This window comes from Cellulosimicrobium cellulans (genome assembly GCF_016907755.1).
Lineage (GTDB): Bacteria > Actinomycetota > Actinomycetes > Actinomycetales > Cellulomonadaceae > Cellulosimicrobium > Cellulosimicrobium cellulans_D.
Genome location: NZ_JAFBCN010000001.1, coordinates 3,001,096 through 3,022,941, shown reverse-complemented (window position 1 = coordinate 3,022,941; position 21,846 = coordinate 3,001,096). Strand labels below are relative to the sequence as shown.

The window sequence follows — 21,846 nt, the reverse complement described above, 5'->3', positions numbered from 1 at the left end:
ATCTCCGTTGATCGATGGGGTGTGGTGAAGCGGGTCGGGGTCGGGGCTACGTCGCCGTGGCGAGCACGTCGTCGCCGAGGGCGGTGGCGTCGTCGAGCTCTCGCGCCGGGGCACGTTCGCCCGGGGTGGCGAGCGAGACGCGGATCAGCGCTGCGGTGCCCTCGCCGACGAAGGCCCCCACGCGGCCTCCGGGCCGGTCGTACAGACGGGTGCTCAGCACCGTCGCGTCGTCCACCGTGGCGACGCACAGGTCGCCGTCGACGATGACCTCGAGCTCGTGCACGCCGGGTCCGATCGCGCACGGGCGCTCGAGCTCGACGGCGAACGGCACGTCGCCGGAGATCTGCCACTGCTCGGTGCCGGTCTGCCGGCGTGGCCACCGGTCCAGGACCAGGCGCTGGCGGGGCGGCTCGAGGCGCAGCACGTACCCCTCGTCGCCGTCCGCGCTCGCGCGCAGGAGCAGTCCGAGCTCCCGGGTGCCCGCGGCGACGTCGAACCGGGCGGTGAGCCGGAACGCGTCCGGCGCGTCCTCGGGGGAGAGGACGCTCACGTGCCCGTCGGGGGCGGTGAGCGTCGTCCCGGCGGGGACGACGTCCACCGGGTCGACGAACGTGCCGCGCTGCTCCTGGGTGGGGTGGAAGGTGAGGGTGCCGTCCTCGCGCTGCTCGGCCTCGAGCACGGACATCGTGCCGGCCCACTGCCACGCTCCGTCGTCGGTGCCGCCCTCGCGCGAGGCGATCCACCCGAAGAAGAACCGGCGCCCGTCGCGCTCCGCGGACTTGGCGGCGTAGTACGCGCGCCCGTCGAGCGTGTCGTGCTCCGGCACGAGCCACGGGCCCTCCAGGCTGCGAGCCATCCGGTAGCGCGTGGTGAAGGCGTCGCTGAACTCCGAGTAGACGAGGTACCACCACTCACCCCACTGGAACACCTCGGGGCACTCGTGAGCGATGTACCGGCGTGGGTCCCAGAACGGCGCGGCCGCCTCCCAGGTGGAGAGGTCGCGCGACACGCACTGGGCGATCACACCTCGACGACGCTCGGGCCCGTGGTCGTGCCGGGCGGTGATCAGCATGCGCCAGAGCCCGGCCTCGGCGTCCCAGAGCACGAACGGGTCCCGCCAGTCCCCGGTCTCGTAGCCGGCCGTCGCGCCGAAGGTGTCCTCCGGGCGGCCGTGCCAGGACCGCATGCCGTCGCGGCTCGTCGCGTGCATCACCACCTGGAGCGGCCGCCCGTCCGCGCCGACGCGGGCCGGGTTCTGCCCGGTGTAGAACGCGTGGTGCGTCCCCGCGGAGTCCAGCACGATGCTGCCCGTGTAGACGTTGAAGTCCGCCGCGGACGGGCCACCCGAGGCGAGCGCCGCCCCGGCGTCGTGGAAGTCGACGAGGTTCTCGGTGAGGACCCGGTGCCACGGCATGCCGTCCTTCGGCGCGCGGCGCGTCTCGTGCAGGTAGAAGAGGTGGAAGACACCGTCCTCCTGCCAGGGGATGACGTCCCCCACCCAGGCGTCGGTCGGCTGGTAGAACCCTCGCTGGTCCATTGCTACCCATCGTCGTGGTTAAGCGGTTGCGCACACCGTAGCGGCCTCCAGCGACGTTGGTCAACCGGTTGATCATCCACGAATGAGGTCGGGAGCAGCCTTCGTATCTGGCATGAGGGAAGTCGCTGGCGAGCCTGCCCCGCGGGAACGCGCGCCGCCGCGCGCGACGAGACCGGAGGCCGGCCGAAGAGCGCTGTCCCCGGTGCGGTGCGAGACAGGGCTCGGGGAGCGTCTGCGACGGATCGTGGTCTCGCGCCGGGGGCGCGTGGTAGGCCTCACACCTGCGGCTCGACCCGGCCCGGCCGAGGGCGCCGTGCGTCGGTGTGCCTGGGGCGTGGCGGGCGCGTTCGGTGGAACGCAGAAGGCCGGGTCAGGAAGAATCTCCTGACCCGGCCTCCGTGGCGCACGAGCGCCGTGCGGTGTCCGGAGGGGGACTTGAACCCCCACGCCCGATAAAGGGCACTAGCACCTCAAGCTAGCGCGTCTGCCATTCCGCCACCCGGACGAGTGGACCTTCCCGGCGTTTCCGCCGTTCCGGTGCGGGGAAAAACATAGCACGGTTCGGGCGTGGTCCTCACATCGCGGCCGCCCGCCGGGACCGGGCCGACGTGGGGCGACGGCCCGGGTGCGGCACCCGGCGTGGGGGGACGACCTGGGGCAGACTGGGCGGATGAGGGCCACGACCGGGCGGAGGCACGTGTGACGGACGAGCAGAGACCGGCGGCAGCGGTCCCGACCCCGCGGCCGGGCTCCGGCTCGGACCGCTCGGCGGCGTCGGTGAAGCACCTCGCGGGCGCGTCGAGCGCGGCGCGCAAGGTGGCGGGGGCGCGGCGCAACCCGTCCGTCGTCGGGTACGACGAGTCGGTGCCCGCGTGGCTGCGCACGACGGCGGGCTGGTCGTGGCGCCTCCTCATGATCGTCGCGGCGGTCGCGCTCATCTTCTTCGCGACGGCGCAGGTGCAGCTCGTCTTCGTGGCCGTCTTCCTGGCCCTCGTCATCACGTCGGTCCTGCGGCCCGTCACGGACTTCTACGCGAAGGTCATGCCGCGGGGGCTCGCGACCGGGCTCGCGATCCTCTCCGCGCTCCTGTTCATCGCGGGCCTGCTCGCGTACGTCATCACGTCGGTCGCGGGCCAGTGGCAGAGCCTCGCGGACCAGTTCAGCAGCGGCATCGACCAGATTCTCGAGTTCCTCGAGAACGGCCCGTTGCCGGTGACCATCACCGCGGACGACGTCAACGGCTGGATCGAGAACGGCCGGCAGTGGCTCACCGAGCACGGCGGCGACATCGCGAGCCAGGCGGCCGCGAGCGCCGGGTCGGTGTTCGAGGCGTTCGCGGCGATCGCCCTGGCGATCTTCTGCACGGTGTTCTTCCTCGCCCGGGGCAAGGACATGTGGACCTGGTTCCTCAACCAGCTCCCGTCGCGCTCGCGCGACAGCTGGAAGATCGCCGGCGGCGCGGGCTGGTACACGTTCTCGGGCTATGCCCGGGGCACCGTGATCATCGCGCTGGTCGACGGCATCCTCGCGGGCATCTTCCTCGGGATCCTGGGCGTGCCGCTCGCCGCGCCGCTCGCGGTGCTCGTCTTCATCGGGGCGTTCATCCCCATCATCGGCGCGCCCCTCGCCATGATCATCGCGGCCATCGTCGCGCTCGCGGCCAAGGGCATCGTCATCGCGCTCGTCGTGACGATCGGCATCGCGCTCATCGGGCAGTTCGAGGGCCACATCCTGCAGCCGCTCGTCATGGGCAAGCAGGTGTCGCTGCACCCGGTCGTCGTCGCGATCGCGGTGACCGCGGGGACGCTGCTCGCAGGGATCCTCGGTGCTGTCGTGTCCGTGCCGCTCGTCGCCGTCGCCTGGTCGGTGTTCTCGCACCTGCGGCACAAGGACCCACCCATGGAGGAGGACCTGCCGACGGCGAAGGAGATCGCGCTCGGCGACGCCCTGCCCGGGTCGCCGGACCGCACGGCGGAGGACGCCGCCGGCTGACCAGGGGGAGGCGACCCGCCAGGATCGGGCCGCGAGCGCCTCACCGGGGGACGGCCGAGACCTCCGCCGCGAGCCGGACCGCGACGTGCACGGTGTCCCCGACGTCCTTGCCGGTCGTGGTGCGCACCGACCGGAGGACGGCGAGCAGGTGCGGACCGCCGTAGGCGACGAGCGAGGCGTGGTACCGCACGTCGTCGACCTCCGCGGTCACCGGGACCCGGCCGCGCGTGCCGAACAGGTCGACGGCGTCGTACGGCAGCGCGACGAACGCTCCCGAGCGCGTCCCGGCGGCGATCACGACGGCGTCGAACTCCACCGTGCCCGGGTCCGTCCACGTGGGCATGCCGTCGACCGTAGCGGACCGCGCCACGACGGGGAACGGGTCGGGCGGGCGATTCTCGGGCGGCGGCGACGCTCAGGGCGTGGCTCGCCGGTGCCGCACGAGCGTGACCGTGGTGGCGCCGACGGCGAGGAGCGCCGGGGCGACGAGCGAGGCACCTGCGAGGACGAGCAGGACGCCGGTGAGGGCGGTCGCGACGGCGGCGAGCCACCAGCCGACGGTGCGGCGGGGGAGCAGGCGCAGGGCGGCGAGCATCCCGAGCGCGTACACCGCCACCATGCAGCTCGTGTGCACGCGGACGAACGGCTCGAGGTCGAGGCCGGTGGCGACGAGCACCGCGAGGTACGCCGCGCTGAGCACGAGGGTGACGGCGAGCGCGCGCCGCGGGACGTCCGCGCGGCCGGAGAGCGCGGCGAGCGGGCGCGGCAGGTCACCGTCGCGCGCGAGCGCCTGGCCCAGGTTCGCGAAGGCCGCGAGGTAGGCGGTGAGGACGCCGGACGTGACGATCGCCGCCACGACGCCGACGACCACGGGCCCCGCGGCGGGCGCGCCGGTGCGCGCGAGGTCGAGCAGCGCGACGGTGCCGGAGCCGGCTCCGGCGCCGAGCACGCCGACCGTGGTGACCTGCAGGGCGAGGTAGGCGACGCCGACGACGACCAGCGCGATCCCGGTCGCGGCGGGGATGGTGCGGCGCGGGTCGCGGAATTCGGCCGAGACGTGCGTGCCGACCTCCCAGCCCGCGAACGCCCACACGAACAGGCTCACCGCGGAGCCGACGCCGGACCAGCCCTCGCTGAGGAACGGCGTGAACCGCTCCGCGCTCACGGCGGGCGCCGCCACCGCGACCACCACGACGACGGCGGCGAGCAGCAGGGACGTGAGCCCGAGCTGGACGGCGCCGGCGACGCGGATCCCGAGCCACACGGCGACCGACGGCACGACGACGAGCGCGACGGCCACGACCGGGACGGTCCCGCGGTCCGCCCCCACGACCGCGACGACGTACTCCGCGCCGAGCACCGCCACGACGGGCACGCCCACGCACACCCCGAGGTAGAACCAGTAGCCCGTGGCGCGGGCCGCCGTCGGGCCGAGGGCCGCGCGCACCGCGCTCGCGACGCCGCCCCGGTCCGGGTGCCGCGCGGCGAGCGCCGCGAACGTGCCGGCGAGCGGGACGCTCGCGACGAGCACCAGGGCGACGGCGAGGACGGACGCGGGGCCCGCGACGCGCGTGGCGAGCCCGGGCAGCGCGAGCACGCCCGTCCCGAGCACGCTCGCCACGTACAGGGCGCTGCCGCGCGCGAGCCCCAGGGTGCCCGACGACGCGTGCTCGCGCGGGGGAGCGGTGGTCGCCGTCACGGCGTGGTCGAGGGCGGCGCGCGGCGTCGCGAGAGGTGTCGTCGGGTCCACGCGCCCACCCTGGCAGCGGGTCGTGGCCGGGACGAGCGGCAGGAAGGACACTCTCCGACAAGATCCTGCCACCCTGCGCGCGACGGGGTGGTGCGACCACACTGGACCATGAGGATCGGCATACCCACCGAGGTCAAGAACCACGAGGACCGCGTCGCGCTCACCCCCGCCGGCGCCCACCACCTCGTGCGGGCCGGGCACGACGTGCTCGTCCAGTCCGGGGCCGGTGCCGGCTCCCACCTGTCCGACGCGGAGTTCGAGGGCGCCGGTGCCCGGATCGTCGCCTCCGCCGAGGAGGTCTGGGGCGAGGCGGAGCTCGTGTGCAAGGTCAAGGAGCCGGTCGCGAGCGAGCACGCGCTCCTGCGCGACGACCTGCTGCTCTTCGCCTACCTGCACCTCGCCGCGGACCCGGCCTGCACGCGGGCGCTCCTCGACGCCGGCACGACCTCCGTCGCGTACGAGACGGCGCAGGCGCCCGACGGCACGCTCCCGCTGCTCGCGCCCATGAGCGAGGTCGCCGGGCGCATGGCCACCCAGGTCGGCGCCTGGCTCCTGCAGCGGCCCGCGGGAGGTCGCGGCGTCCTGCTCGGCGGCGTGCCGGGCACGCGGCCCGGGCGGGTCGTGGTGCTCGGGGGCGGGACCGCGGGGCGCAACGCGGCCGAGGTCGCGGTGGGCATGCGCGCCGAGGTGACCGTGGTCGACCTGTCGCTGCCCGTGCTGCGCGCCGCCGACCAGGAGTTCTCCGGGCACGTGCGCACCGTCGTGTCGAGCGCGTACGCGATCGAGCGCGAGGTGCTGGAGGCCGACCTCGTCGTCGGGGCCGTGCTCGTCGCGGGGGCGCGCGCCCCGCGCCTCGTCACCGACGACCTCGTCGCGCGCATGCGCCCCGGCGCCGTGCTCGTCGACGTCGCCGTCGACCAGGGCGGCTGCTTCGAGGGGTCGCGACCCACCACGCACGACGACCCGACGTTCGCGGTCCACGGCACGACGTTCTACTGCGTGGCGAACATGCCCGGCGCGGTCCCCGTGACCAGCACGCTCGCCCTCACGAGCGCGACGCTGCCCTACCTCGCGGCGCTCGCGGACGGCGGGGTCGAGGCGGTGCGGGCCGTCCCGATCCTCCGGTCGGGGGCGTCCACCCACCGCGGCGCGCTCCTCAACGAGGCGGTCGCCGCCGCGCACGGCCTGCCGTGGACGCCCGCGGAGGACGCCCTGCGCACCTGAGGCCGCCCGTGCCCGCGGTGCGGGGCGGCCGCGGCGTCGCGGGGCGACGGCACCCGGCAATCCGGGTGACGCCGCACGGCGGGACGTGCCAGGCTCGGGCGGTGCACCCCTTCACCCTCGACGACGGCCACGTCCACCTGTCCAGCCCGACCCTCGACGACGCGGACGCGATCACGGCGGCGTGCCAGGACCCGGCGGTCGCGGCGTGGACCGTCGTCCCGTCCCCGTACGCGCGCGAGGACGCGGTGCAGTTCGTGTCGGAGTACGTGGGACCGGGCTGGGAGCGCGGGGACGTCCTCACGTGGGGCGTGCGCGCGAGCGCCGGCCCCTCGGGCATCCCCGGCCCCGACGGCGCCGGTCCCCTCCTCGGGATGGTCGGACTGAGCCTCGACGACGCGCCCGAGGGGCGTCGGTCGGCCGAGATCGGCTACTGGGCGGCCCCCGAGGCACGGGGCCGCGGTCTGACGACCGCGGCGTGCAGGCTCGTCGTCGACTGGGCATTCGACCCGGAGGGCCTGGGGCTCGCGCGGCTCTTCTGGCAGGCGTACGTCGGCAACTGGCCGTCGCGGCGCACCGCCTGGCGGCTCGGCTTCCGGGTCGAGGGCGCGGTGCGCGGGTTCGCGCTCCAGCGCGGCGAGCGGCGCGACGCGTGGCTCGGCACGCTCCTGCCCGACGACCCGCGCGAGCCGAACGAGCCCTGGCCGGCGGACGCGCCGTCGTCGGGCCGCGCCGCCTGACGCTCGCACCTGCCCGCCCGGTCCCTGGGGCGTCCGCCAATGCGTTTCCGTCGCGCCCGCCCGCGGGGTCAAGATGGGCACCATGACCTCCGAGCCCACGACGCGCACCGACGCGCCCGCGCCCACCTCCGCGCCCGCTGTCACCTCCGGCATGATCGACCTCGATCCCGCCAACCCGTTCGCCGCGCCCTCGGCGCTGCCGTACGAGCTGCCCGACTACGACGCGATCCGCGAGGAGCACTACCTGCCCGCGCTGCGCGCGGCGACCGCGGCCCAGCGCGCGGCGATCGAGGCCGTCGCGACCGACGACGCGGCCCCGACCGCCGTCACCGTGCTCGAGGCGCTCGAGCGGTCGGGCCGCGAGGTCGCGCGCGTGCTCAACGCGTTCTACAACCAGCTCTCGGCCGACGCGACGCCGGGGCTGGAGGAGATCGAGGAGGAGTTCGCGCCCGAGCTCGCGGCGCACCACGACGCGATCTACATGGACGCGCGCCTGTACGCGCGCGCCCGCGCGCTGCAGGACGCCGTCGACGCCGGCGAGCAGACGCTCGAGCCCGACGCCGCGTGGCTGCTGCACACGCTCCTGGTGCGGTTCCGCCGCTCGGGCGTCGAGCTCGACGCCGCGCAGCAGGAGCGCCTGCGCGAGCTCAACGGCCGCCTCACCACGCTCGAGGCCGCGTTCGGCCGCAAGCTGCTCGCGGGCGCGAACGCGGCGAGCGTGCTCGTCACCGACCGCGCCGAGCTCGACGGCCTCGCCGAGGACGCCGTCGCGGGGGCGGCGGCTGCCGCCGCCTCGCGCGGGCACGAGGGGGCGTGGCTGCTCGAGATGCAGCTCCCCACCCAGCAGGGCGTCCTCGCGTCGCTCGCGCGCCGCGACGTGCGCGAGCGCGTGCAGCAGGCGTCGGAGTCGCGCGGCGCGACCGGCGACGACCACGACACGCGCGAGATCGTGCTGGAGACCGTGCGCCTGCGTGCCGAGCGCGCGCGCCTGCTCGGCTACGAGCACCACGCCGCGTACGTCGCGGAGGACGCGACCGCGAAGACGACCGAGGCCGTCGACGCGATGCTGGCGCGGCTCGCTCCCGCCGCCGTCGCGAACGCGCGGCGCGAGGCTGCCGACCTCGAGGTCGCGCTGCGGGCCGACGAGCCCGGCGCGACGCTGCGCGCGTCCGACTGGTCGTTCTACGCCGAGCGCGTGCGCAAGGACCGCTACGCGCTCGACGACGCGCTCCTGCGCCCCTACCTGGAGCTCGAGCGCGTCGTGCACGACGGCGTCTTCGCGGCGGCGAACCGGCTCTTCGGCGTCTCGTTCGCCGAGCGCCACGACCTCGTCGGCTACCACCCCGACGTCCGGGTCTTCGAGGTCTTCGACGCGGAGACGCCGGGCGAGCCCGGCCAGGGCCTCGGCCTGTTCCTCGCCGACTGGTACACGCGCGAGTCCAAGCGCGGCGGGGCGTGGATGAACAACCTCGTCGACCAGAACCACCTCCTCGGGCAGAAGCCGGTCGTCGTGAACAACCTCAACATCGTCAAGCCGCCGGCCGGCCAGCCCACGCTGCTCGTCTGGGACGAGGTCATCACGCTGTTCCACGAGTTCGGGCACGCGCTGCACGGCCTGTTCTCCGACGTGCGCTACCCGTCGCAGTCCGGCACCGAGGTGCCGCGCGACTTCGTCGAGTACCCCTCGCAGGTCAACGAGATGTGGGCATGGGAGCCGTCGGTCCTGCGCTCCTACGCGGTGCACCACGTCACGGGCGAGCCGATGCCCGCCGAGTGGGTCGACACCATGCTCGCCTCGCGCCAGTTCAACGAGGGCTTCGGCACGACCGAGTACCTCGCCGCGGCGCTGCTCGACCAGGCCTGGCACCAGGTCGGGCCCGAGGCCGTCCCGGCGTCCGAGGCCGACGTCGTGCCGTTCGAGGCCGCCGCGCTCGAGGCGGCGGGCGTCGCGTTCGCGCCCGTCCCGCCGCGCTACCGCACCACGTACTACAACCACGTGTTCGGGGGCGGGTACGCGGCCGGCTACTACTCGTACATCTGGTCCGAGGTGCTCGACGCCGACACCGTCGAGTGGTACCGCGAGAACGGCGGCCTGTCGCGCGAGAACGGCGAGCGCTTCCGCCGCGTCCTGCTCGCCCGCGGCGGCTCGCAGGACCCGCTGCAGTCGTTCCGCGAGCTGCGCGGCCGCGACGCCGACATCGGGCCGCTCCTCGCCCGCCGCGGCCTCGACGCCTGATCCGAGGCCCCGTCCCGCCGAGGTAGAGCTCCGGTTCCGCGAGGTAGAGGCGTGGTCATGACCACGCCACTACCTCGGCGGGGTGCCCGGGCGGACCAGGCCGGTCTCGTAGGCGACGACGACGAGGCCGGCCCGGTCTCGCACGCCCAGCTTGGCGAGGATGCGGCCCACGTGCGTGCGGGCCGTCGCCGGGCTCATGAACAGCGTCGCGCCGATCTCGTCGTTGGTCAGCCCGCGTCCGACGTGCGCGAGCACCTCGCGCTCGCGGTCCGTGAGCCGGCCTGCGACCGCGGCGACGAGCGCCTCGTTGCGTCGCCCGCCGTCCACCGCCTGCGCGACCACGCGCGCCGTGACCGCGGGGGAGAGCAGCGCGTCGCCCGCGGCGGCGGTGCGCACCGCGGCGCGCAGCTCGTCGGGGCTCGCGTCCTTGAGCAGGAAGCCCGACGCCCCCGCCCGCAGCGCCGCGAAGAGGTTCGCGTCGTCGTCGAACGTCGTGAGGACGACGACACGCGGCCCGGCCGGGTCGGCGCCCTGGGGGGTCGCCCGGGTGGCGCCCTCGACGATCTCGCGCGTGGCGGCGATCCCGTCGAGCACGGGCATCTGGAGGTCCATGAGCACGACGTCGGGGCGCACGTGGCGCACGAGCGCGACGCCCTCCCGGCCGTCGGCGGCCTCGCCGACGACCTCGACGTCGTCCGCGCGCTCGAGCAGCGCGCGGATGCCGGTCCGCACGAGGGGCTGGTCGTCGACCAGCACGACGCGGATCACGCGACACCCCCGCCGGAGGACTGCGGGCCCCGCACGGGAGCGGTCCTGCGCGCCGCGGCGCCGGGCGCGACCGGCACGCGCGCCCGGAGCCGGAACCCGCCGCCGTCGGGCGTCACGGTCTCGACCGTGCCGCCCAGGACCGCGACGCGCTCGCGCAGGCCGCGCAGCCCGAACCCGCCACGGTCCGTCGCGTCCCCCGCGGCCCGTGCCCCGTGGCCGTCGTCGTGCACCTCGACCGCGAGCACGTCGCCGCCTGCACCGGGCGAGCGCTCCAGGGCCACGCGGACGACGGCGGCGCGCGCCCCGGCGTGCCGCAGCACGTTGGTCAGCCCCTCCTGGACGACCCGGTACGCCGCCGCGCCCGCGGCGGTGCCGTCCGCCGTCCCCGACGGCAGGTCGACGTCCAGGGTGACGTCGAGCCCGGCCGCCCGAGCCGTGCGCGCGAGGTCCTCGAGCCGGTCGATGCGCGCCTGGTCCGCGAGCCCCGCGGGCGCGGTCGTCCCGCGCAGCGCGCGCACCGTGGCGCGCAGGTCCGCCAGGGCCGTCGTCGTGGTCGTCCGGACGAGCTCGAGCTCGGCCCGCACGGTCGCGAGCGCGTCCGACCCCGCCGCACCGTCGGGGCCCACGTCGTCGAGGGCCTCACGGGCGACGTTCGCGTGCAGGGACACGACGGCGAGGTGGTGCCCGACGACGTCGTGCAGGTCGCGGGCGACGGCCTCGCGGTCGCGCGCGAGCCGGTCGGCGGCCTCGAGCTCGTGCGTCTGCTCGCGCAGCGCGTCGGCGTGCCGCCGCTGCTCGTCGCGCTGCCGGCGGGCGAAGGAGCCGTGGCCGAGGGCGATCGCGGCGGCCATGAGCGCGACGGTGGTCGCGAGCTCGTACCCGACGACGTACCGGACGTCGTCGCCCTCGGCGAGCCGGAAGTACGTCGAAGCGACGACGAGCGCCGCCGCGACCCCGACGGCCCACCCGAGCCGGCCCGCGACGGCCGCCGAGTAGAGCGCGACCGAGACGGGCAGGGCCAGGCCGATCGCGGGCAGGTCGAGCGTGTAGTAGGCGCAGATGACGAGCGCCGTCGCGACGAGCACCCCGACCGGGAAGCGGCGCCGGCCGAGCACGAGCAGCCCGAGCACGAGGGCGGTCGGGTACGCGACCCACGGGTCGGCCCGCGTGCCCCCGACGTCGGCCGCGATGGCGAAGGCGACGACGTCGAACACCGCGAACCCCAGCAGGGCATCGATGAGCCACGGCGGTGGCGACGGGCGCGACGGCCGGGTCGCGGGCGGCGATCCGGCGGGCCGGTCGTGCGGGATGTCGGGGGACGTCACGACGACCGAGTCTAGGAAGACCGCCCCGACGCCGCGTCCGTCGCGGGGCGGGTCCCGGTCGGGGTCGGCTACGTCGAGACGCGTACGCGAGGGGCGCGGGACGACGCATCGCGTCGCGCACCAGGGCGGACGCGACGCCGCACCCCGCTCCCTAGCGTCGACGGCATGAACCCGACTCCCGGCCCCGCACCCGACCGTCCGACCCCGCCCGCGTCGTCGGTCCCGCCCGGACCCGGCGTCCCGCCAGGCGCGCCCGCACGGCCGGACGCGCCGTCCCGCCCGACCCTCGGCGAGACGGTCCGCACGCTGAGCTGGCCGCTCGTCCTCGGGCTCGGCGCGCTCGCCCTCGTCCGCCCGCTCCTGAGCGTCACGGGCCTCGACGACGCGATCGGGCGGCCCGCCGCACCCCTGCTCACGACCCTCGCGCTCACGGTCGCATGGGTCGTCGCGATCGTCGTCGCCCGTCCCGCGCACCCGCTCGCGACCGGCGTGGCCGTCGGGCTCGCCTACGGCGTCCTCGCGCTGATGCTCAGCGCGGTGCTGTCGCCGATCCTCACCGGCGAGCTGCAGGGGCCCGTCGCGCGGCCCGTCGCGGTCGTCCCGATGCTGCTCACCAACGCGGCCTGGGGCGCGCTCGCGGGAGCCGTGGCGCGGGGTCTCCTCGCGGCCCGACGCCGCTGAGGCCCGTCCTCCCACCGCCCTCGCGCCCCCGTCCCCCCCGCAGTCCCCGACCGGCACCACCCTGAGCCGCACCTCCGCGCCCTCAGGGTCGGTTCCGGGCGCGCGTACGCTTCCGAGCGGACGCGCCCGGCACCGCCCGGTCCCTAGCGTCGACGGCGTCGCCCGCACCGCCGGGCCACCGTCGACCCGCACCCGCCGACCGCCGTCGTCCACCCTGGAGAAGACCCGATGACGACCACGTACACCACTCCGCCGCCCGCCGTCCCGCCGACCCCCGGGGCGCCCGCCGGGCCGCCCGGGCGTCGCGCGCGACGGCGGCGCAGCCCGCTCGCGCGCGTCCTCGTCGCGCTCGGGCTCGTCGTGCTCCTGTTCGTCGCGGCGGTCGTCGCCGTCGTGGGCGTCGCGTGGGCGCGCGCCGCGACCAGCACGGCGGGAACCGTGGAGTTCACGCGCCCGCTCGCCGTCCCGCCGCTCGCGGAGTCCCGCGTCGAGGACGGGGTGCGCGTCTTCGAGCTCGAGGCGCGCGACGGGGTCGCCGACCTCGGCGCCGCCGCGCCCACGCCGACGATCGGGCTGAACGGCGACTACCTCGGCCCCACCCTGCGCGCCGCGCGGGGCGAGCGCGTCCGTGTGGACGTGACGAACGCGCTCGACGAGACCACGACGCTCCACTGGCACGGCATGCACCTGCCGCCCGCGATGGACGGCGGCCCCCACCAGATGGTCGAGCCCGGAGAGACGTGGTCGCCCACGTGGACGATCGACCAGCCCGCCGCGACCCTCTGGTACCACCCGCACCTGCACGGGCAGACCGCGAGCCAGGTGTACCGCGGGCTCGCAGGGATGTTTCTCCTCGACGACCCGGCCGGCGCCGACGGCCCCGCGGCCGACCTGCCGCACGAGTACGGCGTCGACGACGTCCCCGTCATCCTCCAGGACAAGAGCTTCCACGCCGACGGACGGCTCGACGACAGCGCCTCGTTCCTCTCACCGGTCGGCACGCTCGGCGACTCCGTGCTCGTCAACGGCACCCCCGGCCCGTACCTCGACGTCACGACCGAGCGCGTCCGCCTGCGCCTGCTCAACGGCTCCGACTCGCGCGTCTACGACGTCGGCCTCGCCGACGGCGGCGCGGTCCAGCTCGTCGGCACCGACGGCGGGCTGCTCCCCGCCCCGCAGACGGTCGAGCGCGTGCGCCTCTCCCCGGGGGACCGGGCGGAGGTCGTCGTGACCCTGACCCCCGGGCAGAGCGCCGTCCTGCGCAGCTTCCCGCCCGAGCTCGGCGTCAACCCGCTGTTCGAGCGGTTCTCGGGCGGCGACGACACCTTCGACCTTCTCGAGCTGCGCGCCGCTCCCACGCTCGCGCCGAGCCCGGTCGTGCCGGACGTCCTCGGCTCCGACCCGGCGGACACGCTCGACGAGGGCGACGCCGTCCGGACCCGGACGTTCCAGCTCTCCGGCCGGTCCATCAACGGACGGTCGATGGACATGTCCCGCGTCGACGAGGTCGTCACCGTGGGGGAGACCGAGGTGTGGGAGGTCACCGGGCTCGACGACACCCCGCACAACTTCCACGTCCACGACGTGCAGTTCCGCGTCCTCGACGTCGGCGGCGAACCACCCGCGCCCGACCTCGGCGGCTGGCAGGACACCGTCTACGTCCAGCCGGGCCGCGTCACCCGCCTGCTCGTCCGGTTCGAGGCGTCCGAGGGGACGACCGACCCCACCACCCCGTACATGTTCCACTGCCACCTCCTCACGCACGAGGACCAGGGCATGATGGGCCAGCTCGTCGTGGTCGCCCCGGGCGAGCGGGCGCCGTCCCGCATCGACGTGCCCGACGACGGCACCCACCCCGACCACGACGCCGCACCCCTGCCGGCCGACGGCACCGGCCCCCGTCGCCTCGACCCCGACCGGCACGAGGACCACTGACCTGCTCGACCGGCGACCACCCGCTCGGCCCGCGCCGCCCCCTCGGCGATGTCCGCGATGTGGGCGGGTGGCGCGGTCGGTCGGTCGGGTCGACGGCGGCGGGTAGCGTGTCGCCCATGACCGCTCCGCACCCGGAATCCCCGGCCAGCGCCCGCACCCCGGCGACCGTCGACGTCCCCTCCGGCACGGTGCCGCGAGCCGAGGACGAGGTCGTGCGGATCTGCCGGGAGCTGCTGCGCATCGACACGTCGAACTTCGGCGACGGGACGGGCCCGGGCGAGCGCCGGGCGGCGGAGTACGTCATGGGGCTGCTGCACGAGGTCGGGCTCGAGCCGGAGCTGTTCGAGTCGGAGCCCGGGCGGGCGAGCGTCGTCGTGCGTCTGGAGGGCGCGGACCCGACGCGGCCGGCGCTCGTGCTCCACGGGCACCTCGACGTCGTGCCGGCGCAGGCGGCGGACTGGTCGGTCGACCCGTTCGCGGGCGAGGAGATCGACGGCCTGCTGTGGGGCCGCGGCGCCGTCGACATGAAGGACATGGACGCGATGATCCTCGCGGTCGTGCGCCAGATGGTGCGTGAGGGGCGCAAGCCCGCGCGCGACGTCGTCGTCGCGTTCTTCGCCGACGAGGAGGCGGGGGGCGTGTACGGGGCGCGCTACGCCGTCGACCACCGACCCGAGCTGTTCGAGGGCGCGACCGAGGCGATCAGCGAGGTCGGCGGGTTCTCGGTCGAGGTCGGGGGGCGGCGGGCCTACCTGCTCCAGACCGCGGAGAAGGGCATCGCGTGGCTGCGCCTCGTCGCGGAGGGCCGTGCGGGCCACGGGTCCCAGGTGAACGACGACAACGCGGTGACACGCCTCGCGGAGGCGGTCGCGCGCATCGGGGCCCACCACTGGCCGAACACGCTCACCCCGACGGTCGACAGGCTGCTGCGGGGCGTCGCGGACCTCACCGGGCTCCGGTACGACCCGGAGGACCCGTCGTCCGTCGCCGCGCTCGTGGCGGCGCTCGGCCCGGCGTCACGGTTCGTCGGCGCGACGGTGCGCCACACGTCCAACCCGACGCAGCTCACGGCCGGCTACAAGGCGAACGTCATCCCCGGCCGGGCGGAGGCGACGATCGACGCGCGCCTGCTCCCCGGGCACGAGGACGAGGGGTTCGCGACGCTGCGCGCGCTCGCGGGCGAGCACGTGCGGGTCGAGGAGATCCACCGCGACATCGCGCTCGAGGTGCCGTTCGAGGGCGACCTCGTCGACGCGATGGTCGACTCGCTCCTCGCCGAGGACCCGGAGGCGACGGTGCTGCCGTACACGCTCTCGGGCGGCACGGACAACAAGTCGCTCGCGCGGCTCGGCATCACGGGCTACGGCTTCGCGCCGCTGCGCCTGCCCGGCGACCTCGACTTCTCCGGCATGTTCCACGGGGTCGACGAGCGCGTCCCGGTCGACTCGCTGCGCTTCGGCGTGCGCGTGCTGGACCGCCTGCTGCGCACCTGCTGACGCCGTCCGGGTCGACGCCTCAGGCGTCGCCGAGCAGCGCCCGGACCGACGAGCGGAGCTGCGCGCGGTAGCCGCCGCCGAACAGCACCGCGTGCACGGCGACCGGGTACACCTGGTGCAGCGCGACCCGGTGGCGCCACCCGCGCGCGAGCGGGTGCGCGGCGTCGTACCCGGCGACGATCTCGTCGAGGTAGGGCGCGCCGAACAGCGCGAGCATCGCCAGGTCCGCCTCGCGGTGCCCGCCGTGCGCAGCGGGGTCGATGAGCACCGCCTCGACGCCGCCCGGACGCCCGCCCGGGCCGGGATCGAGCGGGGACCACAGCACGTTGCCCGACCACAGGTCGCCGTGCACGCGCGCGGGGGAGTCGTCGAGCGCGGGTCGGGCGAGGTCCGTCAGGCGGTCGCCCAGCCGCTCGAGCAGACGCGCGTCGTCGGCGTCGAGGGCGCCGCGGTCCCGGCCCTGCCGCGCGACCGGGAGCAGCCGCGCCTCGGCGTAGAAGGTCGGCCAGTCGGGCCAGGAGCCCGTCGCCATGGGCAGCGGGTCGTCGAGCGGCCCGAAGAACGCGTCACCGTCCCATCCCGGCGGCGACGCGCCCCACGCCGGCGCCCCGGCGTCGTGCACGACGGCGAGCGCCCGGCCGAACTCCTGCGCCGCCTCGGGCGTCGGCGCGGCAGGCACGACGCGTTCGAGGTCGAGGCGCGTCGGGCTCACGTCGAGGACCCGGGCGACGCGGGGCCCGCCCGCGACGCTGAGCCAGGTGAGACCCGCGGCCTCGCACGCGAAGAACCCCGGGGGCGCGTCGGTGCGCGACTTCGTGAAGACGCGCGCCGACGGCGTGTCCCCGGAACCCACCTCGCGGTGGCGCGCGGGCCCGCTCACGGGACCGTGCTCACGTGGTCGGGCCCACGGCGGAGCTCACAGGGTCGAGCTGACCCGGATGATCTTGCGCCGCAGCCAGACGCGTCGCTCGCCCCCGACGTAGAGCCGCGTCCGGGCGAGCTCCCAGCGCCCGTACTCGGCCTCGTCGGTGAGGAGCCTGCTCGCGTCCGACCTGCTCGTGGAGCGGTCGATCGTCAGGACGCGGTACTCGTACTGCCCGCCGTGCGCGGCCCATCCGGACCGCCGACGTGACGTCGGCCTCTCCTCCACGTGCCACCGTCCTCTCTCGCCTGTCTCGGTCGTCGGCCGGGCGGGGCGGACCTGCCCGACTAACGAGTGCCATTGTGCCCCTCTCGGCGCTACCGTCAGGGTATGACCGCTGACCCGCGTGCCGCGCTCGACCGGTTCATCGCCGCGCTCGAGGCCCACTACAACGCCGTCGCCGCACGCCGCGGGGAGGACGACCCCTCCGTCGACGACGCCTACTACGTGCTCGCGGACGCCTTCGAGGTCTACGACGAGGCCCTCGGCCAGGTCCACGGGGAGGCGACGCCGTTCTACCTCGCGGAGGAGGACGACGACGACGAGGACGACGAGGACGACGACGAGGAGGACGAGGTCGACGACCTCGACGACACGCTCGACGACGACGTCCTGTCCGGCGAGCTGGAGACCGACGGCGCGCGCTGACGTGCCGCGCCCTCACCACCGCTCGGGGTAGCCGACCTCCAGGTCGCTCACGTCGTCGAGCGCCGCACGGACCGCGTCGGGGAGCTCGAGGTCCGTCGCGGCGAGCGACGTGCGGAGCTGGGCGGGGGTCCGTGCGCCGACGATCGCGCTCGCCAGGGTGGGACGGCCCAGGAGCCACGACAGGGCGACGTCGAGCGGGGCGCGGCCCAGCCCGTCGGCCGCGGTGACGACGGCCTCGACGATCCCCGACGAGGACTGGTCCAGGTAGGGCTCGACGAACGCGGACAGGTGCGGGGACGCGCCACGCGAGTCCGCGGGGAGCGAGCGGCGGTACTTGCCCGTGAGCACGCCCCGGCCCAGCGGCGACCAGGCGAGGAGGCCGAGCCCGAGCGCCTCGGCCGCCGGTACGACCTCCCGCTCGGCGCCGCGCTGCAGCAGCGAGTACTCGAGCTCGACCGCGGCGAGGCCCACGTCGTCGGCGCCGCCGAGCAGCGTCGCCGCGCGCGCCGTCGCCCACGCGGGGTGGTTGGACAGGCCGACGTAGCGCGCGCGCCCGGAGGTCACGGCGTGGCGCAGCGCGGAGAGCGTCTCGGTGAACGGCGTGCGCGGGTCGGGCGCGTGCACGAGGAACAGGTCGACGTGGTCGGTGCCCAGGCGGGACAGCGAGTCGTCCAGCGAGTCGAGCAGCGCTCCGCGCGACGCGTCGACGACCGGCCCCTGCGCCGTGCGGCGCACGCCGGCCTTGGTGCACAGGAGCACGTCGCGCCGGTCCACCTTCGTCCCCAGCAGCGACCCGAGCAGCGCCTCGGCGTCCCCGTCGGCGTACGAGGCGGCGGTGTCGACGAGGGTCCCGCCCGCGTCGACGAAGTCGCGCAGCTGCTCGGCGGCGTCGAGCTCGTCCGTGTCCCGGGCCCACGTCATGGTGCCGAGACCGAGCTCGGACACGCGCAGGCCGGTGCTGCCGAGGTGGCGGTGTTCCATGGGAGCCGAGGGTACCGGCGGACCCTGCCGCGCGACCGTCGGGGCGCGCGGCGGGCGCCGGGAGCGGCGAGGTTCACCCGCCGCCCCGGGCCTGCCGGCCGGGTCCGCAGGACGGTGTTCACGCGCCCGTCGCCCGGCGTTCGTCCGGGGGCGCCGACCCGCCGACGAGGTGCCGGGCGGGCCCGCTCGAGCGGGTATCGTGGCCGCTCGTGAACGCGTGGGAAGCCGTCCTCCTCGGCCTCGTCCAGGGCCTGACCGAGTTCCTCCCGATCTCCTCGAGCGCGCACCTGCGCATCGTGGGCGAGCTCATCGGCTCGCAGGACCCGGGTGCCGCCTTCACGGCGATCACCCAGATCGGGACCGAGACGGCGGTCCTGCTGTACTTCCGGCGCGACATCGCCCGGATCTGCGTGGCGTGGTGGCGCTCGGTGCGCGGCGACCACGGCACGGACTGGAGGTCGCGCCTCGGCCGGCACGACCACGACGCCGCGATGGCCTGGTACATCGCCCTGGGCTCCGTCCCGATCGTCGTCCTCGGCCTGCTCTTCCAGGACGCGATCGAGAACACGTTCCGCAACCTCTACCTCACGGCGCTCATGCTCGCGGTCTTCGCGCTCCTGCTCGGCTGGGCGGACCGGGTCGGCGCCAAGCGGCGCGCGCTGCGCGAGCTCTCGCCCGGCCAGGCGGTCGCGTTCGGGCTGGCGCAGGCACTCGCGCTCGTCCCGGGCGTCTCCCGGTCCGGCGGCACGATCACCGCCGGACTCCTCATGGGGTTCACCCGTGAGGCCGCGGCGCGCTACTCGTTCCTCCTCGCGATCCCCGCGGTCATGGGCTCGGGCTTCTACCAGCTCTTCAAGTCCGCGGACGAGCCGGCGCCCGGTGCGCCCGGCGCGGGCGCGACCCTCATCGCCACGCTCGTCGCGTTCGTCGTCGGCTACTTCGTCATCATCGCGTTCCTCAAGATCGTCTCGACCTTCAGCTACAAGCCGTTCGTGATCTACCGCCTGGCGCTCGCGGCGATCGTCGTGCTGCTCCTGCTCACCGGCGTGCTCGAGCCCGGCGGGACCGCCGCGTCCACCCCGTGACCTGCGGTCAGAGCCAGCCGACCCGCTTGAACACGCGGTAGAGCACCAGGCAGCCGACGGCCATGAGACCGAGCGCGAACGGGTAGCCGAACGCCCAGTGCAGCTCGGGCATGTTCCGGAAGTTCATGCCGTAGACCCCCGCGACGATGGTCGGGTAGACGAGGATCGCCGCCCAGGCCGAGATCTTGCGCATGTCCTCGTTCTGGCGCACCGACACCTGGGACATGTGGACCTGCAGCATGTCCGAGAGCAGGTCGTCGTGCGCGTCGAGGTGGCGGTCGATCCGCTCGACCGTCGTCACCACGCGCTCGAGCATGCGCCGGTTCACCGCGAGGTGGTCCGGGACGTCGGGGTCGAGCAGCTCGGGCAGCTCGGCCGAGACGGGCATGAGGGCGCGCCGCGCCTCGGTGATCTCGCGCTTGAGGTCGTAGATGCGCTCGACCGGGTCCTCGCGCTGCTGGTCGAACACGACCCGCTCCGTGTCCGCGACCGCGTCCCCCAGGCCGAGCTCGACCTGCGACGCCCCGCCCACGATCGCCAGGACGGCGGCGGACACGATCCGCTGGACGGGCGTGCCCCGCGGGTCGCCCGGGGCGGCGAGCTTCGCGAGCATGGTCGCGTGCACGTCGGCGTCCCCCTCCTCGGCGGTGACGACGGTCCCCGGCCCGAGGAGCGCGGCGAACTGGCCGGTGTGCACCTGGCGGTCCGCCTCCGTGAACCAGGCCGTCGGCGTGACGAGCAGGAGCCAGTCGGCCGCGAGGCGGCGCACGTGCGCCAGCGGGTGGTGGGCGTGCCGGGACAGCTCGTGGCGCGTCGGTCCCGGGCCCGTCGAGACCCTCGCCGCGGCGTCGAGCACGGCGTCGAGGTCGGCGACCCGCACCCACGTCGCCGGGCCCCGCGCGGCCCGGTGGTCCTCGCGGTCGCCGTCGTCGTGGTCCCGTGACGCGTGGTCCACGGCGTGCGCGTCCCCGAGCGTGCCGGGGTCGACCTCGCGGACCCCGGCCGCTCCGGGGTCCACGGTCCAGGCCGCCAGCACGTGGACGCCGGGGAGCAGCGGACCGTCGTCGCTCCACCCGTCCCGCGGGGCGTCGACGTGGGGGTCGGTGGGCTTCGTCACGTCCGCATTGTCCCGCGCCCGGCGCGGACCTGCCCGGGCGCGCGGGTTCGCCGTCCGGGCGCCGTGCGCGCGGTGCCCGGGTCCCGGACGACGGTCCGGCGCCGACGTCCCGACCGATAAGGTTGACGCGTGCACAGCTGGCCCGCCCCGCAGATCCCCGAGCTCCCCGGACGAGGCCTCCCGGTCCGGGTGCACGACTCGACGACCCGTGAGCTCGTCGTCGCGGCCTCGGGCGAGGACGCCACCCTCTACGTGTGCGGCATCACGCCGTACGACGCGACCCACATCGGCCACGCGGCCACCTACGTCGCGTTCGACCTGCTCGTGCGCGCGTGGACGGACGCCGGCCAGCGCGTGCGGTACGCGTCGAACGTCACCGACGTCGACGACCCGCTGCTCGAGCGCGCCGCCGCGACGGGCGTCGACTGGCGCGCGCTCGCCGTCGACCAGACGGCGCTCTTCGCCGAGGACATGACGGCGCTCGGCGTCGTCCCGCCCGACGTGTACGAGGGCGCGGTCGAGACGATCCCCGCCGTCGTCGAGGCGGTCACCCAGCTCCTCGACGCCGGGCTCGCCTACCGCGTGCCGGTCGAGCCCGGGGCGGGCGGCACCGACCCGGGGCTCGGCGACGTCTACGCAGACCTCTCGGCCGACCCCGCGTTCGGGTCGGTCTCGCGCCTCGCGCGCGACGTCATGCAGCACCTCTTCGCCGAGCGCGGGGGCGACCCGGACCGCGAGGGCAAGAAGGACGCGCTCGACCCGCTCCTGTGGCGCCGCGAGCGCCCGGGCGAGCCCGCGTGGGACGGCGGCGCGCTCGGCACCGGGCGACCGGGGTGGCACGTGGAGTGCGCCGTCATCTCGCGCGACGGGCTCGGCCTGCCGTTCGACGTGCAGGGCGGGGGAGCGGACCTGCTCTTCCCGCACCACGAGATGTCGTCCTCGCACGACCGCATGCTCTCGGGTGGCGGCGCGCCCCGCGCCCACGTCCACGCCGGCCTCGTCGCGTACGAGGGCGAGAAGATGAGCAAGTCGCGCGGCAACCTCGTGCTCGTCTCGAAGCTGCGGGCCACCGGCGTCGACCCCATGGCGATCCGCCTCGCGCTGCTCGCGCACCACTACCGCGGCGAGTGGGAGTGGACCGACGACGACCTGCCCGCCGGCGCGCGCCGCCTGGAGACCTGGCGCGACGCCGTCTCCGGCAACGGCGGTCCCGACGCCACCGCGACCCTCGCCGCCGTGCGCGCCGCGCTCGCCGACGACCTGGACGCGCCCGCGGCGCTCGCTGCGGTCGACGCGTGGGCCGCGGAGTCGCTGCGTCCGGGTCGCGACACGTCCGGCGACGACGAGGGCGCGCCCGGCGTGGTCGCCCGCGCGGTCAACGCGCTCCTGGGCGTGCGGCTGTAGGAACGGGT

The 21,846-nt window shown here is 75.5% G+C and carries 19 protein-coding genes and 1 tRNA gene; 10 read left to right on the top strand and 10 right to left on the bottom strand.

What is annotated here, in order from left to right; translation table 11 throughout:
* Positions 1-46: 46 nt before the first annotated feature.
* Positions 47-1,537, bottom strand: coding sequence for a GH32 C-terminal domain-containing protein (locus tag JOE63_RS13235; protein WP_204542000.1), 1,491 nt, complete (start codon positions 1,535-1,537; stop codon positions 47-49).
* Between the two features lie 420 nt (positions 1,538-1,957).
* Positions 1,958-2,042, bottom strand: a tRNA-Leu gene (locus JOE63_RS13230).
* Positions 2,043-2,236: 194 nt separating this feature from the next.
* Here JOE63_RS13230 and JOE63_RS13225 point away from each other — a divergent pair.
* Positions 2,237-3,529 carry an AI-2E family transporter gene (locus JOE63_RS13225; RefSeq protein ID WP_244286172.1) on the top strand — a complete coding sequence of 431 codons (1,293 nt, stop codon included), beginning with the start codon at positions 2,237-2,239 and terminating at the stop codon, positions 3,527-3,529.
* A 40-nt stretch (positions 3,530-3,569) separates the two neighbouring features.
* On the opposite strand, the gene JOE63_RS13220 is transcribed toward JOE63_RS13225, so the two are convergent.
* Both JOE63_RS13220 and JOE63_RS13215 read right to left on the bottom strand, forming a co-directional pair.
* The gene (locus JOE63_RS13220; RefSeq protein ID WP_204541998.1) at positions 3,570-3,872 is read right to left on the bottom strand and encodes a DUF1905 domain-containing protein; all 303 of its coding nucleotides are present in this window, start codon (positions 3,870-3,872) and stop codon (positions 3,570-3,572) included.
* A 72-nt stretch (positions 3,873-3,944) separates the two neighbouring features.
* On the bottom strand, positions 3,945-5,330 hold the full coding sequence (locus tag JOE63_RS13215) for an APC family permease (RefSeq protein WP_307840093.1): 1,386 nt from the start codon (positions 5,328-5,330) through the stop codon (positions 3,945-3,947).
* 57 nt (positions 5,331-5,387) lie between these two features.
* On the opposite strand from JOE63_RS13215, the gene ald reads away from it, so the two are divergent.
* The 3 genes from ald to JOE63_RS13200 all read left to right on the top strand — a co-directional run bounded on the left by ald (position 5,388) and on the right by JOE63_RS13200 (position 9,476).
* Entirely contained in the window at positions 5,388-6,503 is a 1,116-nt protein-coding gene (gene ald, locus JOE63_RS13210; protein ID WP_204541995.1) for an alanine dehydrogenase, read from the top strand.
* 101 nt (positions 6,504-6,604) lie between these two features.
* A complete protein-coding gene (locus tag JOE63_RS13205) occupies positions 6,605-7,240 on the top strand; it encodes a GNAT family N-acetyltransferase (protein ID WP_204541991.1) in 636 nt (211 codons plus the stop codon).
* 151 nt (positions 7,241-7,391) lie between these two features.
* The gene (locus JOE63_RS13200; RefSeq protein ID WP_204543715.1) at positions 7,392-9,476 is read left to right on the top strand and encodes a M3 family metallopeptidase; all 2,085 of its coding nucleotides are present in this window, start codon (positions 7,392-7,394) and stop codon (positions 9,474-9,476) included.
* A gap of 69 nt (positions 9,477-9,545) precedes the next feature.
* Here JOE63_RS13200 and JOE63_RS13195 read toward each other — a convergent pair whose 3' ends face one another.
* Both JOE63_RS13195 and JOE63_RS21695 read right to left on the bottom strand, forming a co-directional pair.
* Positions 9,546-10,244, bottom strand: a complete 699-nt coding sequence (locus tag JOE63_RS13195; RefSeq protein WP_204541988.1) for a response regulator — start codon at positions 10,242-10,244, stop codon at positions 9,546-9,548.
* Positions 10,241-11,569 carry a sensor histidine kinase gene (locus JOE63_RS21695; protein WP_204541986.1) on the bottom strand — a complete coding sequence of 443 codons (1,329 nt, stop codon included), beginning with the start codon at positions 11,567-11,569 and terminating at the stop codon, positions 10,241-10,243. The genes JOE63_RS13195 and JOE63_RS21695 overlap by 4 nt, the downstream gene beginning before the upstream one ends.
* 165 nt (positions 11,570-11,734) lie before the next feature.
* On the opposite strand from JOE63_RS21695, the gene JOE63_RS13185 reads away from it, so the two are divergent.
* From JOE63_RS13185 to JOE63_RS13175, 3 genes are all read left to right on the top strand, one after another.
* A complete protein-coding gene (locus JOE63_RS13185; protein ID WP_204541984.1) occupies positions 11,735-12,250 on the top strand; it encodes a hypothetical protein in 516 nt (171 codons plus the stop codon).
* A gap of 228 nt (positions 12,251-12,478) precedes the next feature.
* Positions 12,479-14,185 (top strand): multicopper oxidase family protein, encoded by a 1,707-nt coding sequence (locus tag JOE63_RS13180; RefSeq protein WP_204541982.1) that lies wholly within the window; start codon positions 12,479-12,481, stop codon positions 14,183-14,185.
* A 116-nt stretch (positions 14,186-14,301) separates the two neighbouring features.
* A complete protein-coding gene (locus JOE63_RS13175) occupies positions 14,302-15,681 on the top strand; it encodes a M20/M25/M40 family metallo-hydrolase (protein WP_204541979.1) in 1,380 nt (459 codons plus the stop codon).
* Positions 15,682-15,700: 19 nt separating this feature from the next.
* Here the strand turns inward: JOE63_RS13175 and JOE63_RS13170 are convergent, their stop codons facing one another.
* Together JOE63_RS13170 and JOE63_RS13165 are read right to left on the bottom strand one after the other, a co-directional pair.
* Positions 15,701-16,561 (bottom strand): fructosamine kinase family protein, encoded by an 861-nt coding sequence (locus JOE63_RS13170; protein WP_307840092.1) that lies wholly within the window; start codon positions 16,559-16,561, stop codon positions 15,701-15,703.
* A 36-nt stretch (positions 16,562-16,597) separates the two neighbouring features.
* Positions 16,598-16,831 carry a DUF5703 family protein gene (locus tag JOE63_RS13165; protein ID WP_009861400.1) on the bottom strand — a complete coding sequence of 78 codons (234 nt, stop codon included), beginning with the start codon at positions 16,829-16,831 and terminating at the stop codon, positions 16,598-16,600.
* 102 nt (positions 16,832-16,933) lie between these two features.
* Here JOE63_RS13165 and JOE63_RS13160 point away from each other — a divergent pair, with 102 nt between their 5' ends.
* Positions 16,934-17,251: a primosomal protein gene (locus JOE63_RS13160; protein ID WP_204541977.1), complete on the top strand. Its 318-nt coding sequence runs from the start codon at positions 16,934-16,936 to the stop codon at positions 17,249-17,251.
* Positions 17,252-17,263: 12 nt separating this feature from the next.
* Here the strand turns inward: JOE63_RS13160 and JOE63_RS13155 are convergent, their stop codons facing one another.
* Positions 17,264-18,232 (bottom strand): aldo/keto reductase, encoded by a 969-nt coding sequence (locus tag JOE63_RS13155; RefSeq protein ID WP_087472201.1) that lies wholly within the window; start codon positions 18,230-18,232, stop codon positions 17,264-17,266.
* A gap of 209 nt (positions 18,233-18,441) precedes the next feature.
* Between JOE63_RS13155 and JOE63_RS13150 the strand changes: the two genes are divergently transcribed.
* Positions 18,442-19,317 carry an undecaprenyl-diphosphate phosphatase gene (locus JOE63_RS13150; RefSeq protein WP_087472200.1) on the top strand — a complete coding sequence of 292 codons (876 nt, stop codon included), beginning with the start codon at positions 18,442-18,444 and terminating at the stop codon, positions 19,315-19,317.
* A 7-nt stretch (positions 19,318-19,324) separates the two neighbouring features.
* On the opposite strand, the gene JOE63_RS13145 is transcribed toward JOE63_RS13150, so the two are convergent.
* Positions 19,325-20,434 carry a magnesium and cobalt transport protein CorA gene (locus JOE63_RS13145; protein WP_307840091.1) on the bottom strand — a complete coding sequence of 370 codons (1,110 nt, stop codon included), beginning with the start codon at positions 20,432-20,434 and terminating at the stop codon, positions 19,325-19,327.
* 129 nt (positions 20,435-20,563) lie between these two features.
* On the opposite strand from JOE63_RS13145, the gene mshC reads away from it, so the two are divergent.
* Positions 20,564-21,838: a cysteine--1-D-myo-inosityl 2-amino-2-deoxy-alpha-D-glucopyranoside ligase gene (gene mshC / locus JOE63_RS13140; RefSeq protein ID WP_204541975.1), complete on the top strand. Its 1,275-nt coding sequence runs from the start codon at positions 20,564-20,566 to the stop codon at positions 21,836-21,838.
* The last annotated feature ends 8 nt before the right edge of the window (positions 21,839-21,846 follow it).